Raw genomic sequence first — 14,496 nt, 5'->3', positions numbered from 1 at the left:
AACTCCGGCCTCAGAGGATGGCGCGGTTGCGCGCACGCGGGAAGCGCTTCTGCCGCGCGACCCAACCCGCCATCTTGCGGTAGTGCGACGTCGACACCGTGGTCTCCGAGGTGAGGTCACGGTCCCATTCGGCGATCTCGAGACCGTCGACGGCGTCGACCACGGCCTGCGCGGTCGCGAGGTCGGGCACGACCCGGTCCCCGAGGATGCCGTTGGCGTCGCCGACGAGCGTGATCCGCACACCGGCGTCCCCGATCGCCTGGAGGACGACCTTCGCGCTGCCACCTTCGCGTTCGACGAACTTGCGTACCGAGGCGACGACCTCGGTGGGCGCCTCGACCTTCTGCTGTGTGCCCGACTTCTCGTCGTCGGTGGTGTTCGTCATGGGGGTCAGCATACCGGGGCGATCCCGGCGTGTAGAACGGTGTCGTGCGAGCTATCCAGGTGACCCGCCACGGAGGACCCGACGTCCTGACCTTCGGCAGTGTCGACGATCCCATCCCGGCCGCCGACGAGGTGATCGTCCGGACCGCAGCGGTGGGCGTGAACTTCATCGACACCTATCTGCGCCGGGGCCTGTACCCCTCCACACCGCCCTACATCCCCGGTACCGAGGGCGCGGGCGTCGTCGTCGCGACCGGCTCGGATGTGACGTCGCTGCAGGAAGGTCAGCGGGTCGCCTGGTGTGCGGCCCCGGGTTCGTACGCCGAGCTTGTCGCGGTCCCGGCCTCGAAGGCGGTCCCGGTACCCGACGCGGTCGACGACGCGGTGGCCGGTTCGTCGTTGCTCCGCGGTCTCACCGCGCACTATCTCCTCGACGGGAGTGCTCATCCCCAAGCCGGCGATCCGATCCTCGTGCACGCCGGTGGCGGCGGTGTCGGACTGATCCTCACCCAGCTCGCCAAGCGCCGCGGACTGACGGTCATCACGACGGTCTCGTCCGATGAGAAGGCGGAACTCTCGCGCGCCGCCGGGGCGGATCACGTTCTGCGCTACGGAGAGGACCTGAGTTCCCGCGTCCGCGACCTCACCGACGGGCGCGGCGTGCCGGTGGTCTACGACGGCGTCGGCGCCGACACCTTCGAGCAGTCGCTGGCGTCGACCGCGGTCCGGGGGATCATCGTGCTCTTCGGGGCGGCGAGCGGGCCGGTTCCGCCGTTCGACCTCCAGCGTCTCAACGCCGCGGGGTCGTTGTCGGTGACGCGGCCGACACTGGCGCACTTCACTGACACGGCCGACGAACTGAACCGCCGGGCCGGTGAGTACTTCGAGGCGATCGTCGACGGCAGTGTCGAGGTGCGCGTCGGCCAGCGTTACCGATTGGCCGACGCGGCTGCCGCACACACCGACCTGGAGGCACGTGTCACCACGGGTTCGACGGTGCTGTTGCCGGCCGGGACGTGAGCCGCGCTCAGAAGTAGGACGAGATGGTCTGCAGTCCGACGACCGCGTCGATCGCGAGTCCGCAGAACACGATGGCGAGGTACTCGTTGGACTGTAGGAACACCTTCAGCGGTGCCACCTCGGCACCGCGCTTGGTGTCGCGGTACAGCTTGGTCACCCGCTCCAGGAACCAGCCACCGGCGGTCAGCGCGATCACGGTGTAGATCCAGCTCGTCGCCGGGATCAGCAGCAGTGAGGTCACCACGGTGAGAACCGTGTAGATCAGCATCTGGCGGGTGACGCGTTCCTCGGTCGCGATGACCGGGAGCATCGGCACACCGGCCGCCTTGTAGTCCTCCTTGTAGCGCATCGCCAGCGCCCAGGTGTGCGGCGGCGTCCAGAAGAAGATGACCGCGAAGAGGACGATCGGCTGCCAGCTCAGCGACCCGGTGACCGCGGCCCAACCCACCAGGGTCGGCATACAGCCCGCGGCGCCGCCCCAGACCACGTTCTGCCAGGTCCGACGCTTGAGAATCAGCGTGTAGACCCCGACGTAGAACAGGATCGTCGCCGAGACCAGCAGCGCCGAGAGGAGGTTGGCGGCGAAGTACAGGACCGCGAACGACGCCGCCCACAACGCGAGACCGAAGATGAGCGCGCTCCGCGGCGCGACCGCGCGGCGGGCCAGCGGACGCCGGGCGGTGCGCTTCATCTTCTTGTCGATGTCTGCGTCGGCGACCATGTTGAGGGTGTTGGCACTGCCGGCACCGAGCCAGCCGCCGATCAGCGTGAACGCGATGACCGCGATGTCGACGTGACCGCGATCGGCTTGCAGCATGACCGGGATCGTCGCGACGAGAAGCAACTCGATGACACGCGGCTTGGTCAGTGCGATGTAGGCGAGCACCGTCGCACGCACGCGCCCGGCCCACGACTGATCTCCCGGTGCGACCGGATCGGTCGATACCTGCGGATTCGATGCGGTGTCGGTCGAGTGAGATGCGGCGGAACTGTCCCCGCTCACACGCTCCCCTATCCTCACGAACACTCCTCGTCCGCCCGCACAGACGCCCGCGGGCTACTACAGAGCATGGTAGACGTTTGCCTTTGCGAACCGTGAATCGAGGCATGGCGACGCCGGCTGCGGCACCGCGACCGGCGACGACACCTGAACTCGCCGGTAACCATCGGTCGGCGCGCAGCTCGGGCCCGGCGCCGATTACTCTGGACTCATACACGCCGACGATCGTCGGTTGCCCGAAGACGGATGGCCCCGGTACCGATCGCCCCGGGTACCGATCGCCATGTGTCCGAGACGGACCGAGTACACAAGCACCGAGCAGGCACAGGAGACAATCAGCATCGTGGCCGACACCGACGAGATCCGCGCATTGACCACCCCCCGCCACCCGGACGACTGGACCGAACTCGACACCCGCGCCGTCGACACGGCCCGGCTGCTGGCGGCTGACGCAGTGCAGAAGTGCGGAAGCGGGCACCCCGGCACCGCGATGAGCCTCGCTCCCCTCGCCTACACCCTGTTCCAGCGGGTGATGCGCCACGACCCCACCGACACCGACTGGGCCGGCCGCGACCGCTTCGTGCTGTCGTGCGGTCATTCGAGCCTCACGCTGTACATCCAGCTCTACCTCGGCGGGTTCGGTCTCGAGCTCTCCGACATCGAGGCGCTACGTACCTGGGATTCCCTCACGCCCGGCCACCCGGAGTTCCGCCACACGCGCGGTGTGGAGATCACCACCGGTCCCCTGGGTCAGGGTTTGGCCTCGTCGGTCGGCATGGCGATGGCAGCCCGACGCGAGCGCGGCCTGTTCGACCCCGATGCGGCCCCGGGAAAGAGTCCGTTCGACCACTACATCTACGTCGTCGCGTCCGACGGTGACATCGAAGAAGGTGTGACCTCCGAGGCCAGCTCGCTGGCCGGAACGCAGCAGCTCGGAAACCTGATCGTGTTCTACGACCAGAACCAGATCTCGATCGAGGACGACACCGACATCGCACTGTCCGAAGACGTGGCCAAGCGCTACGAGGCCTACGGCTGGCACGTGCAGACCGTCGAGGGCGGCGAGGACATCGTCGCCATCGAGGCGGCGATCGAGGCGGCCCAGCAGGTCATCGACCGGCCGTCGATCATCTGTCTGCGCACCATCATCGGCTACCCCGCCCCGAACTTGATGAACACCGGCATGGCCCACGGTGCGGCCCTCGGTGAGGACGAGGTCGCGGCGACGAAGAAGGTCCTCGGTTTCGACCCGGAGAAGAACTTCGAGGTCACCGACGAGGTGATCGGCCATACCCGCAAGCTGGTCGATCGCGGCGCCGAAGAGCGTAAGGCGTGGACGTCGTCGTTCGACGCGTGGGCTGAGAAGAACCCCGACAACAAGAAGCTCTTCGACCGGCTCACCGCCCACGAGTTGCCCGAGGGCTGGACCGACGTGCTGCCCAGCTGGAACGTCGGCGACAAGGACGTCGCGACCCGCAGCGCCTCGGGCAAGGTCCTCGGCGCACTGGCACCCGTTTTGCCCGAGCTGTGGGGCGGTTCGGCCGACCTGGCCGGCTCGAACAACACCACGATGGACGGTGAGCCGTCGTTCGGCCCGACGTCGATCAGCACCAAGAAGTGGTCGGCCAACCCGTACGGCCGCACCCTGCACTTCGGCGTCCGTGAGCACGCGATGGGATCGATCCTCTCGGGCATCGCCCTGCACGGGCCGACCCGCGCCTACGGAGGCACCTTCCTGCAGTTCGCCGACTACATGCGTCCCGCCGTGCGCCTCGCGGCACTGATGGAGATCGATCCGATCTACGTCTGGACCCACGACTCGATCGGCCTCGGCGAGGACGGCCCGACCCATCAGCCGATCGAGCACCTCGCCGCACTGCGGGCGATCCCGAACCTCGACGTCGTGCGTCCTGCCGACGCCAACGAGACCGCGTACGCCTGGCAGCACCTGCTGACCCGCCGCAACCACCCGGTCGGCCTGGCGCTCACCCGCCAGAACATCCCGATCCTCGAGGGCACCTCGGCGCAGGGCGTCGCCAACGGCGGATACGTCCTGAGCGATTCCGAAGGCGACCCGCAGGTCGTACTCATCGGCACCGGTTCCGAGGTGTACCTGGCCGTGGACGCGCAGAAGGCGTTGGCGGAGAAGGGAATCAAGGCCCGCGTCGTCTCGATGCCCTGTGTCGAGTGGTTCGACGAGCAGCCGCAGGGCTACCGCGACCACGTGCTGCCGCCGTCGGTTCCGCGCGTCGCCGTCGAAGCCGGCATCGCCATGCCCTGGTACCGCATCGTCGGCGCCGGCGGCGAGATCGTCTCGATCGAGCACTTCGGCGCCTCCGCCGACTACAAGGTGCTGTTCACGAAGTTCGGCATCACCGCCGAGGCCGTGACCGCAGCCGCCGAGCGCGCTGTCGCCGGCTGAGCGCACCACAACCCGAAGAGGAGAGAATCGTGACCCAGAACGAGAAGCTCGCCGAATTGTCCGCCGCCGGAGTCTCGGTGTGGCTGGACGACCTGTCCCGGGACCTGATCAGCTCAGGCGATCTCGCGGACCTCATCGCCACCAAGTCGGTCGTCGGGGTGACCACCAACCCGTCGATCTTCCAGGCCGCGCTGTCCACGGGCAATGCCTACGACGACCAGGTCAACGAACTGGCCGCGCGGGGCGCCGATGTGGACGCCACCATCCGCACGGTCACCACCGACGACGTGCGCAACGCCTGTGACGTCCTCGCCCCGACCTTCGAGGCGACCGACGGCGTCGACGGGCGGGTGTCGATCGAGGTCGATCCGCGTCTGGCCCACGACACCGACGCGACGGTGGCGCAGGCCGTGGAACTGTGGAAGATCGTCGACCGGCCGAACCTGCTCATCAAGATCCCGGCCACCGAGGCCGGCCTGCCGGCCATCACCAAGGTGATCGCCGAGGGCATCAGCGTGAACGTGACCCTGATCTTCTCCGTCGAGCGCTACGAGAAGGTCATGGAGGCCTACCTCGACGGTCTCGACGCCGCCGCCCAGGCCGGGCACGACCTCTCCCGGATCCACTCGGTCGCGTCGTTCTTCGTGTCGCGGGTGGACACCGAGATCGACAAGCGACTCGACGCCATCGGCACCCCGGAGGCCACCGAGCTCAAGGGCAAGGCCGCACTGGCCAATGCACGTCTCGCCTACTCGGCCTACCAGCAGGTCTTCGAGGTCGAGTCCAGGTTCCCCGAGCTGCTGGCCAAGGGCGCCCGCCCGCAGCGCGCACTCTGGGCGTCGACGGGCGTCAAGAACCCCGACTACCCGGACACCCTGTATGTGAGCGAGCTGGTCGCGCCCAACACGGTCAACACGATGCCGGGCAAGACGATGGACGCCTTCGCCGACCACGGCTGGGTGAACACCGAGTCCATCATCGGTCTCGCCGCCGAGTCGCAGGAGATCTTCGACAAGCTCGTCGCAGTGGGCGTCGACCTGACCGACGTCTTCCTGGTCCTGGAGAACGAGGGCGTCAGCAAGTTCGAGGACGCGTGGAACGATCTGCTCAGCGCGACCGCCGAGCAACTGTCCGCGGCGAACAAGGGCTGACCCCAGGTGGCGGGAGGCGAGGAGTCAACCGGGACCGGTTCGTGGACCAATCCGCTCCGTGACCCGCAGGACAAACGGCTGCCGCGCATCGCGGGACCGTGCAGCCTGGTCATCTTCGGGGTCACCGGCGACCTCGCCCGCAAGAAGTTGATGCCGGCGGTCTACGACCTCGCCAACCGCGGCCTCCTGCCACCGTCGTTCGCCCTCGTCGGCTTCGCGCGGCGCGACTGGACCGACGAGGACTTCGGCGCCATCGTCCACGACGCCGTCCGTGAACACGCACGGACCGGATTCCGCGAAGAGGTGTGGGAACGCCTCGCCGAGGGATTCCGGTTCGTGCAGGGCGCATTCGACGACGACGCCGCCTTCGACAGGCTGCGCGACACGCTCAAGTCGCTCGACGTCGAACGCGGGACCGACGGCAATCACGCGTTCTACCTGTCGATTCCGCCGGGGGCCTTCCCGACGGTCTGCGAGCAGCTCGAACGCAGCGGTCTCGCCGCCCCCACCGGTGACAGCTGGCGGCGGGTGGTGATCGAGAAGCCGTTCGGTCACGATCTCGAGTCCGCACGCGAACTCAACGCGATCGTCAACAACGTCTTCCCCGAGTCGTCGGTGTTCCGCATCGACCACTATCTGGGCAAGGAGACCGTCCAGAACATCCTGGCCCTGCGGTTCGCCAATCAGTTGTTCGATCCGCTGTGGAGTTCGCATTACGTCGACCACGTCCAGATCACCATGGCCGAGGACATCGGTCTCGGCGGCCGGGCGGGCTACTACGACGGGATCGGCGCGGCGCGCGACGTCATCCAGAACCACCTGCTGCAGCTCATGGCCCTGGTCGCGATGGAGGAGCCGATCTCCTTCGAGCCCAAGCAGTTACAGGCCGAGAAGATCAAGGTTCTCGCCGCGACGCGCAACGTCCTGCCGATCGACGAGAACACTGCCCGCGGTCAGTACGGACCGGGTTGGCAGGGCAGCGAGAAGGTGCCGGGCCTCAAGGAGGAGGAGGGCTTCGCGAAGGACTCGAAGACCGAGACCTTCGCCGCCATCGCCCTGGAGGTCGACTCCCGCCGCTGGGCAGGGGTCCCGTTCTATCTGCGCACCGGAAAGCGCCTGGGCCGTCGCGTCACCGAGATCGCACTCGTCTTCAAGCGCGCTCCGCACCTGCCGTTCGACCAGACCATGACCGAGGAACTGAGCCAGAACGCGCTCGTGATCCGGGTCCAGCCGGACGAGGGCATCACCTTGCGGTTCGGGTCGAAGGTCCCCGGGTCGAGCATGGAGGTCCGGGACGTCAACATGGACTTCAGCTACGGCACCGCCTTCACCGAGGCCTCGCCGGAGGCGTACGAGCGTCTCATCCTCGACGTCCTGCTGGGTGAACCCTCGCTGTTCCCCGTCAACGAGGAAGTCGAATTGTCCTGGCGCATCCTCGATCCGGTGCTCGACCACTGGGCCGAGTCGGGGTCGCCCGACACCTACGAGTCCGGGACGTGGGGGCCGCGTTCGGCCGAGGAGATGATGGTCCGCACCGGTCGCGCGTGGCGCCGGCCGTGACGAGACGTCCGTACGCCCGCACCGACCGATCCGTTCAGGAGGCCTCCCGATGATCGTCGAACTGCCCGACACGTCGACCGGAAAGGTCGCCAAGAAGATCATCGAGGTGCGCGCCGCGGGCGGCGCGCTGAGTCTGGGTCGCGTGCTCACCCTGGTCGTGTGCGTCGAACTCGGTGAGCCGATGGAGGGGGCCATCGAGGCGGCGGTCGGCGCGAGCCGCGAGCACCCCAGCCGCGTCATCGTCGTGTATCGCGGTGTGCGCGAAGGCGACTCACGACTCGATGCACAGATCCGCGTGGGCGGCGATGCCGGCGCCTCCGAGGTGGTCGTGCTGTCGCTGCAGGGCGAACTCGCCGACCATCCGGACAGCGTGGTGACCCCCTTCCTCCTCCCCGACACCCCGGTCGTCACCTGGTGGCCGGGCAAGGGGCCACGACGCCCCGCCGACGATCCGCTCGGCAAACTCGGGCACCGGCGCATCGTCGACGCGAGCAAGGCGGGCGACTCGCTCGCGGTGCTGGCGCAGCGCCTCGAGACCTACTCCCCCGGCGACACCGACCTCGCCTGGACCCACATCACCCACTGGCGCGCGATCCTCGCGTCCGCGGTCGACCGACCGCCCCACACCCCGATCACCGAGGTCGTGGTCACCGGGTCGCAGAACTCGCCCTCGGTGGACCTGATCGCCGGTTGGCTGCGGTCCACCCTGAACGTCCCGACACGACGCCGCCGCGGCAGTTTCGAGATCCGACTCCACCGCGACGAGGGACCGACCATCCTCGCCGTCGACGAGGAGAACAACGCCGTGCTGACGATGCCCGGCAAACCCGATGGACGCGTCGCCATGGGCCGGCGTGAACTTCCCGCGTGTATCGCGGAGGAGCTACGACGACTCGACACCGACGAGGTGTACATCGAAGCACTCAAGGGTGTGCCCGAGGTCGAGTTCACAGATGACACCGAAGGAGTTGCCGCCCGATGACCACCGAGACCCTCGTCTTCGACTCCAAGCAGGAACTCGTCGAGACCGCCGCGACCCGGTTCGTGGATCTCGTGACCCGAGCCCAGGCCGAACGCGGCGTCGCGAGTGTGGTGCTGACCGGCGGCAGCAACGGGATCGGCCTCCTGTCGGCGCTCGCCGCCGACAGCGGCACCATCGACTGGTCCAAGGTCGACATCTACTGGGGCGACGACCGTTTCGTCCCCGCCGACGATCCGGAACGCAATTCGGGTCAGGCGCGCGAGGCGCTGCTCGACACCGTCCCCGTCGACCCGTCGCGGGTGTTCCCGATGGCGCCGTCGGACGGACCGCTCGGCGACGACATCGAGGCCGCCGCCGCGGATTACGCCGCGATTCTCGCCGGCCGGTCGAGCGACGGCGTGGCGCCGGAGTTCGATCTCCATCTGCTCGGCATGGGCGGTGAGGGACACATCAACTCGTTGTTCCCGCACACTGCGGCCACCGCGGAGACCACGAAGTCGGTGGTCGCCGTCGAGGATTCGCCGAAGCCGCCGCCGCGCCGGATCACCCTGACCCTGCCCGTCGTCAACCGTTCCCGGCAGGTGTGGTTCCTGGTCGCCGGCGACGACAAAGCCGAGGCGGTCGGTGCCGCACACGGTGGCGCGGACCCGGCCGACTGGCCCGCCGCCGGGGCGCGCGGCACCGAGGAGACCATCTGGTTCCTCGACGACGCGGCCGCCGCCGACATCCGGTGACCGTCCGCTAGCCCGAGTTCCGCAGCGCGGTGGCGAGGCCGTTCATCGTGAGCTGGATCCCGCGCCGCACGATCGGGGTGTCCTCCCCCGCACGGAAGCGCCGCAGCAACTCGACCTGCAGCAGGTTGAGCGGCTCGAGATACGGGAAGCGGTTGTAGACCGACCGCTTCAGCGCGGCGTTGTCGTGGAGCAGGTCGTCGGTGCCGGTGATCTTCGCGCACATCGCGATCGTCCGCTCGTGTTCGTCGACGATCATGCCGAACACCCGCTCGCGCAGCTCCTCGTCGGGCACCAGCTGTGCGTACCGGTGGGCCAGGCCCATGTCCGACTTCGCCAGTACCTGAGCCATGTTCGACATCACGGTGCGGAAGAACGGCCACTTGGCGTAGTACCGCCGCAACGTCTCCAACCGCTCCGGATCGTCCCCGACCCATTCCTCGAACGCCGAGCCCGTGCCGTACCAGCCGGGCAGCATCACGCGCGACTGCGTCCACGAGAGCACCCACGGGATGGCCCGCAGATCGGAGATCTTCTCGGTCTGCTTGCGCGACGCCGGCCGGCTGCCGATGTTGAGGGCACCGATCTCCGACAGGGGCGTCGAGGTGGTGAAGTACTCGACGAATCCCGGGGTCTCGTGGACCAGCCGGCTGTACGCGGCTCGCGCCTTCGCCGCGATGTCGTCCATGATTTCGTAGGCCGAATCGGATTCGTCGCCGAGGCCTTCGGTGTCCAGGAGCGAGGACTCGATGGTTGCGGCGAGCAGCGTCTCCAGGTTGCGCCGCGCCGTGACCGGTTCGGCGTACTTCGCGGCGATGATCTCGCCCTGCTCGGTGATGCGCAGCGAGCCCTGAACCGCACCGGGCGGCTGGGCCAGGATGGCGTCGTAACTGGGACCGCCGCCGCGCCCGACGGTCCCGCCGCGCCCATGGAACAGACGCAACCTGATGCCCGACCGCGACGCCACGTCGACCAGATCGAGCTCGGCGCGGTAGAGCGCCCAGTTCGCGGCCATGTAGCCGCCGTCCTTGTTCGAGTCCGAGTAGCCGAGCATGATCTCCTGAATCCCGTTCTGGGACTCGACCATCGCCTTATAGAACGGGACGTCGAGAACGGCGAGGAGGGTCGCTGCGCCCTGCTGGAGATCCTCGATCGTCTCGAACAGCGGAACCACGCGGACACTACACCGCGGAGAACCGTCATTCGCGTCGTAGAGGCCTGCCTCCTTGAGCAGGATCAGCGCCTCGAGCATGTCACTGACCGACGTGCACATGCTGATCACATAGTTGGGCACGGCCGCGGGACCGAAGGTCGCGACCGCCCTGGCGGCGGCCCGGACGATTCCGAGTTCCTTGGTGGCCAGCTCGCTCAGCTCGGCGTCGGGACTGGTCAACGGTCGACGCGCACGCAGTTCCGCGGAGAGGATCTCGACGCGCTCGGTCTCGTCGAGCGACGCATAGTCCGGATGCACACCCGCCCACGCGAGCAGCTCGGCGACCACTTCCTCGTGCATGTCGGAGTTCTGCCGCATGTCCAGTCCGGACAGGTGGAACCCGAAGGTGCGCACGGCTTCTCGCAGGGCGAGCAACCGGTCGTCGGCGATCGTGTCGTCGTTGTTCGCGCGCAGCGCGCCGTCGATCACATCGAGGTCGGCGAGGAGTTCGGCGGCGTCGCCGTACGGCTGTTTCCCGTCGATGAGGAAGAGGTCGCTCGAGGTGAGGAAGTCGTCGTCGAACATCTCCCGGGCGGTCGCCACCAGACGGGACCGGATGGAGCGCAGGGCGAGCCGGAAGGGCTCGTCGGCCCCCGGGTCGTCGGCGTCGGCCCCGGCGAGGTCGAACAGGGTGTCGCTGGCGTCGATGAGCCGGGCCGACATGCTGAGTTCCTGTGCGAGACTCTCGAGTTCGGCCAGGTGATGTCCGACTGCGGTCTGCGCGGCGAGCGTGGTGGCCAGGGTCACCACCTCGGAGTTCACGAACGGATTGCCGTCGCGGTCGCCGCCGATCCAGGACCCCATCCGGATCATCGGTTCGTCGGCGAGTCCGGCGTCGGGGTATGTCGAGCGCAGCGCGGTGCGTACCGCGGTGTTGATGGCGGGCACGACCTCGAAGAACGAGGCGTCGTAATAGCGGAGCCCGGAACGGATCTCGTCCTGGATGGTGAGACGTTCGAGGCGGATGAGGGCGGTCTGCCAGAGTGTCAGGATCTGACGCCGGATGGACTCGGTGACCTCCGCGTCCTCGTCCGGCATCAGCTCGGTGCGGCCGCGGAATCGCATCAGCTCGGTGATGCGGTTCTGGGCCTCGAAGACGGTGCGGCGACGGGTCTCGGTGGGGTGAGCGGTGATGACCGGCACCACGGCGGCATCGGCCAGCGCCCGGCCGACCTCGTCGTCGCCGAGTCCCGCCTCGGCGAGCTTGCGGTAGGTGGCGGCGAGGCTGCTGTCCTGGGGCGGGTCACCGGCCCGGACGTGGATGGCGCGGCGCCGCTCACGGTGGATGTCCTCGGCCAGGTTCGCCAGCAGGGCGAAGTGGCTGAACGCGCGGATGACCGGGACCGCGGTGGAGATGTCCAGATCGACGAACATGTCGGCGAGTTCGGTGCGGTCGATCTCGTTGCGGCGCACTCGGAATGCGGCCACGCGGGCGGCTTCGACGAGGTCGAAGACGTCGCTGCCGGAGTGTTCGCGGACGACGTCACCCAGGATTCCGCCGAGAAGGCGGATGTCCTCCCGTAGGGGTTCGGTGAGTGCTCGGCCCTCGTCGTCGACGACGATGTGGTCGACGATGGAGATCGATGGGCGCCAGTCCGGGACTCCCCGCGCGGGGACGGTTTCACTCATGCCGTCAAGTATCCCGGCAACTCACGGGCGCGGCATCCCGAGGCGCGTACGGTGGCTAGCCGGACAGTTTGATGTCGACGCCCACGCCGACGATGAAGATCACCCAGATGAGCCCGACGAAGATCGTCAACCGGTCCAAGTTGCGTTCGACGACGCTCGAGCCCGAGAGGCTGGACTGGACACCGCCGCCGAACAGCGACGACAGACCGCCACCCTTGCCGCGGTGCAGCAGGATGAGCACGATCAGCAACACGCTGGTCACGATCAATCCGATGTCGAGTGCACCTTGCACAGTCACGAGTCGCAACGCCCTTCCGTAAAGCCCCTACATACAGCTGTGGCAGGTCAACCCCCGAAAAGAGGCCAACCTGCCACAGTGTACGCGTGGGTGCGACCCGTCAGGGCAAGGGGCCACCCGCGGCTATCGCCGACAGCGTCGCGAACTCGTCGGACTTCAGCGATGCACCGCCGACCAACGCGCCGTCGACGTCGGGACGTCCGACGATGTCGCCGACGTTCTTGGCGTTGACCGATCCGCCGTAGAGGATCCGCACCGATGCCGCGGTCTCGGCGTCGGCGATCTCCGCCAGCGCCTCACGGATCGCCTTGCACACCTCCTGGGCGTCGTCCGCACTCGCCACCCGGCCGGTGCCGATCGCCCAGACCGGCTCGTACGCGATGACGGTCTGAGCGATCTCGGCCGCGGACAGACCGGCGAGCGATCCCTTGAGCTGCGCCACGTTGTAGGCCACGTGGTCGCCGGCCTCGCGGACGTCGAGCCCCTCACCGATGCACACGATCGGGGTGAGTTCGTGCTTGAGCGCCGCCTTCGTCTTGGCCAGCACGACCTCATCGGTCTCGTTGTGCAGGGTGCGACGCTCGGAGTGCCCGACCACCACGAAGGTGCAGCCGAGTTTCGCGAGGAACGCACCGCTGATCTCGCCGGTGTAGGCGCCCGAGTCGTGCGCCGACAGGTCTTGCGCACCGTAGGTGAGCAGGAGCTTGTCGCCGTCGACGACCGTCTGCACGCTGCGGATGTCGGTGAACGGCGGGATGACCGTCACATCGACCTTGTCGAAGTACTTCGCCGGGAGGGCGAAGGCGATCTTCTGAACCAGCGCGATGGCCTCGAGGTGGTTCAGATTCATCTTCCAGTTGCCCGCGATGAGCGGTTTACGAGTTGCCATGGATCAGCTCTCCAGAACCTTCAGTCCGGGGAGTTCCTTGCCCTCGAGGTACTCCAGCGATGCGCCACCTCCGGTGGAGATGTGCGAGAAATCGGAGTCGGGCAGACCCAGAGTGCGGACCGCGGCCGCCGAGTCGCCGCCGCCGACCACGGTGAACGCACCGTTGCCCGTCGCACCGGCGATCGCCTCGGCGACACCGCGGGTGCCCGACGAGAACTTCTCGAACTCGAACACACCCGACGGGCCGTTCCAGAAGATGGTCTTGGCACCCGAGAGGACCGCGGCGAACCGCTTCACCGATTCCGGCCCGATGTCCAGACCCATCCAGCCGTCGGGAATGGCGTCCGAGGCCACCGTGTCCGATTCGGCGTCGGCGGCGAACTTGTCGGCCACCACGACGTCGACCGGCAGGTGGATGACGTCACCGAACCGCTCGAGCAGGCTCTTGCAGACGTCGATCTGATCTTCCTGCAGCAGCGAGGAGCCCACCGAATGCCCTTGTGCGGCAAGGAAGGTGAACGCCATACCGCCGCCGATGACCAGCGTGTCGACCTTGGGTGCCAACGCCTCGATGACGCCGAGTTTGTCCGACACCTTCGATCCGCCGAGGACGACGGCGTAGGGTCGCGTCACCTCTTCGGTGAGCTTGGACAGCACGTCGACCTCGGCCGCCACCAGCTCGCCCGCGTAGTGCGGGAGCAGCTTGGCGACGTCGTAGACCGAGGCCTGCTTGCGGTGCACCACTCCGAAGCCGTCGGAGACGAACGCGCCGTCGTCGCCGACGAGCTCGACCAGCGCTTTGGCGAGCGCCTCGCGCTCGGCGTCGTCCTTGGCGGTCTCCCGCGGATCGAAGCGGATGTTCTCTAGCAGCAGGACGTCGCCGTCGGTGAGTCCTTCCGCGCGGGCCAGCGCGTCGGTGCCGACGACGTCCCCGGCGAGCTGCACGTTGCGGCCGAGTTTTTCACCGAGGCGGGCGGCCACCGGCGCCAGCGAGAACTTCGGATCCGGCTCGCCCTTCGGACGACCCAGGTGCGCGGTGATGATCACCTTGGCACCGGCGTCGATGAGCGCGTTGAGCGTCGGCAGGGACGCGAGGATGCGACCCGGATCGGTGATCGTCGACCCGTCGAGCGGGACGTTGAAATCCGACCGGACCAGCACACCCCTGCCCGAAACACCTTCGTCCAGAAGGTCTTTCAGAGTGGGAACACCCATGA

The 14,496-nt window shown here is 67.8% G+C and carries 12 protein-coding genes; 6 read left to right on the top strand and 6 right to left on the bottom strand.

From position 1 onward, the window contains the following. Positions 1-10: 10 nt before the first annotated feature. Positions 11-397 (bottom strand): hypothetical protein, encoded by a 387-nt coding sequence (locus tag B1818_RS07975; RefSeq protein ID WP_058250374.1) that lies wholly within the window; start codon positions 395-397, stop codon positions 11-13. A gap of 32 nt (positions 398-429) precedes the next feature. Here B1818_RS07975 and B1818_RS07970 point away from each other — a divergent pair, with 32 nt between their 5' ends. Further along, the gene (locus B1818_RS07970) at positions 430-1,404 is read left to right on the top strand and encodes a quinone oxidoreductase (protein WP_078112379.1); all 975 of its coding nucleotides are present in this window, start codon (positions 430-432) and stop codon (positions 1,402-1,404) included. Between the two features lie 7 nt (positions 1,405-1,411). Here the strand turns inward: B1818_RS07970 and B1818_RS07965 are convergent, their stop codons facing one another. Beyond that, positions 1,412-2,407, bottom strand: a complete 996-nt coding sequence (locus tag B1818_RS07965) for a heme o synthase (RefSeq protein ID WP_078112378.1) — start codon at positions 2,405-2,407, stop codon at positions 1,412-1,414. A gap of 340 nt (positions 2,408-2,747) precedes the next feature. On the opposite strand from B1818_RS07965, the gene tkt reads away from it, so the two are divergent. The 5 genes from tkt to pgl are packed head-to-tail and all read left to right on the top strand — an operon-like array spanning position 2,748 to position 9,253. After that, complete coding sequence (gene tkt / locus B1818_RS07960) at positions 2,748-4,826, top strand: transketolase (RefSeq protein WP_078112459.1); 2,079 nt, start codon at positions 2,748-2,750, stop codon at positions 4,824-4,826. A gap of 29 nt (positions 4,827-4,855) precedes the next feature. Then, positions 4,856-5,977, top strand: a complete 1,122-nt coding sequence (gene tal, locus B1818_RS07955) for a transaldolase (protein WP_078112377.1) — start codon at positions 4,856-4,858, stop codon at positions 5,975-5,977. A gap of 6 nt (positions 5,978-5,983) precedes the next feature. Next, a complete protein-coding gene (gene zwf / locus B1818_RS07950) occupies positions 5,984-7,537 on the top strand; it encodes a glucose-6-phosphate dehydrogenase (protein ID WP_078112376.1) in 1,554 nt (517 codons plus the stop codon). A 49-nt stretch (positions 7,538-7,586) separates the two neighbouring features. After that, positions 7,587-8,519: a glucose-6-phosphate dehydrogenase assembly protein OpcA gene (locus B1818_RS07945; protein WP_058250370.1), complete on the top strand. Its 933-nt coding sequence runs from the start codon at positions 7,587-7,589 to the stop codon at positions 8,517-8,519. Then, positions 8,516-9,253 (top strand): 6-phosphogluconolactonase, encoded by a 738-nt coding sequence (gene pgl / locus B1818_RS07940; RefSeq protein WP_078112375.1) that lies wholly within the window; start codon positions 8,516-8,518, stop codon positions 9,251-9,253. Before B1818_RS07945 ends, pgl begins: the two co-directional genes overlap by 4 nt. Positions 9,254-9,260: 7 nt before the next feature. Here the strand turns inward: pgl and ppc are convergent, their stop codons facing one another. From ppc to pgk, 4 genes are all read right to left on the bottom strand, one after another. Further along, complete coding sequence (gene ppc / locus B1818_RS07935; RefSeq protein WP_078112374.1) at positions 9,261-12,092, bottom strand: phosphoenolpyruvate carboxylase; 2,832 nt, start codon at positions 12,090-12,092, stop codon at positions 9,261-9,263. Positions 12,093-12,147: 55 nt separating this feature from the next. Further along, complete coding sequence (secG, locus tag B1818_RS07930; RefSeq protein ID WP_010841002.1) at positions 12,148-12,384, bottom strand: preprotein translocase subunit SecG; 237 nt, start codon at positions 12,382-12,384, stop codon at positions 12,148-12,150. Positions 12,385-12,490: 106 nt separating this feature from the next. Next, the gene (gene tpiA, locus B1818_RS07925) at positions 12,491-13,279 is read right to left on the bottom strand and encodes a triose-phosphate isomerase (protein WP_058250367.1); all 789 of its coding nucleotides are present in this window, start codon (positions 13,277-13,279) and stop codon (positions 12,491-12,493) included. Positions 13,280-13,282: 3 nt separating this feature from the next. Continuing rightward, positions 13,283-14,494, bottom strand: coding sequence for a phosphoglycerate kinase (gene pgk / locus B1818_RS07920; protein WP_078112373.1), 1,212 nt, complete (start codon positions 14,492-14,494; stop codon positions 13,283-13,285). Positions 14,495-14,496: the final 2 nt, after the last annotated feature.

Source organism: Gordonia sp. IITR100 (assembly GCF_002009645.1).
GTDB lineage: Bacteria > Actinomycetota > Actinomycetes > Mycobacteriales > Mycobacteriaceae > Gordonia > Gordonia hongkongensis.
The sequence above is the reverse complement of the archived record's forward strand: the minus strand, read 5'-3'. Positions and strand labels throughout refer to the sequence as shown.

Bases quoted from the DNA above. Each gene is read 5' to 3' on its own strand.
- B1818_RS07975 (WP_058250374.1), bottom strand. From the start codon at position 397: ATGCTGACCCCCATGACGAACACCACCGACGACGAGAAGTCGGGCACA.
- B1818_RS07945 (WP_058250370.1), top strand. From the start codon at position 7,587: ATGATCGTCGAACTGCCCGACACGTCGACCGGAAAGGTCGCCAAGAAG.
- pgl (WP_078112375.1), top strand. From the start codon at position 8,516: ATGACCACCGAGACCCTCGTCTTCGACTCCAAGCAGGAACTCGTCGAG.
- ppc (WP_078112374.1), bottom strand. From the start codon at position 12,092: ATGAGTGAAACCGTCCCCGCGCGGGGAGTCCCGGACTGGCGCCCATCG.
- tpiA (WP_058250367.1), bottom strand. From the start codon at position 13,279: ATGGCAACTCGTAAACCGCTCATCGCGGGCAACTGGAAGATGAATCTG.
- pgk (WP_078112373.1), bottom strand. From the start codon at position 14,494: ATGGGTGTTCCCACTCTGAAAGACCTTCTGGACGAAGGTGTTTCGGGC.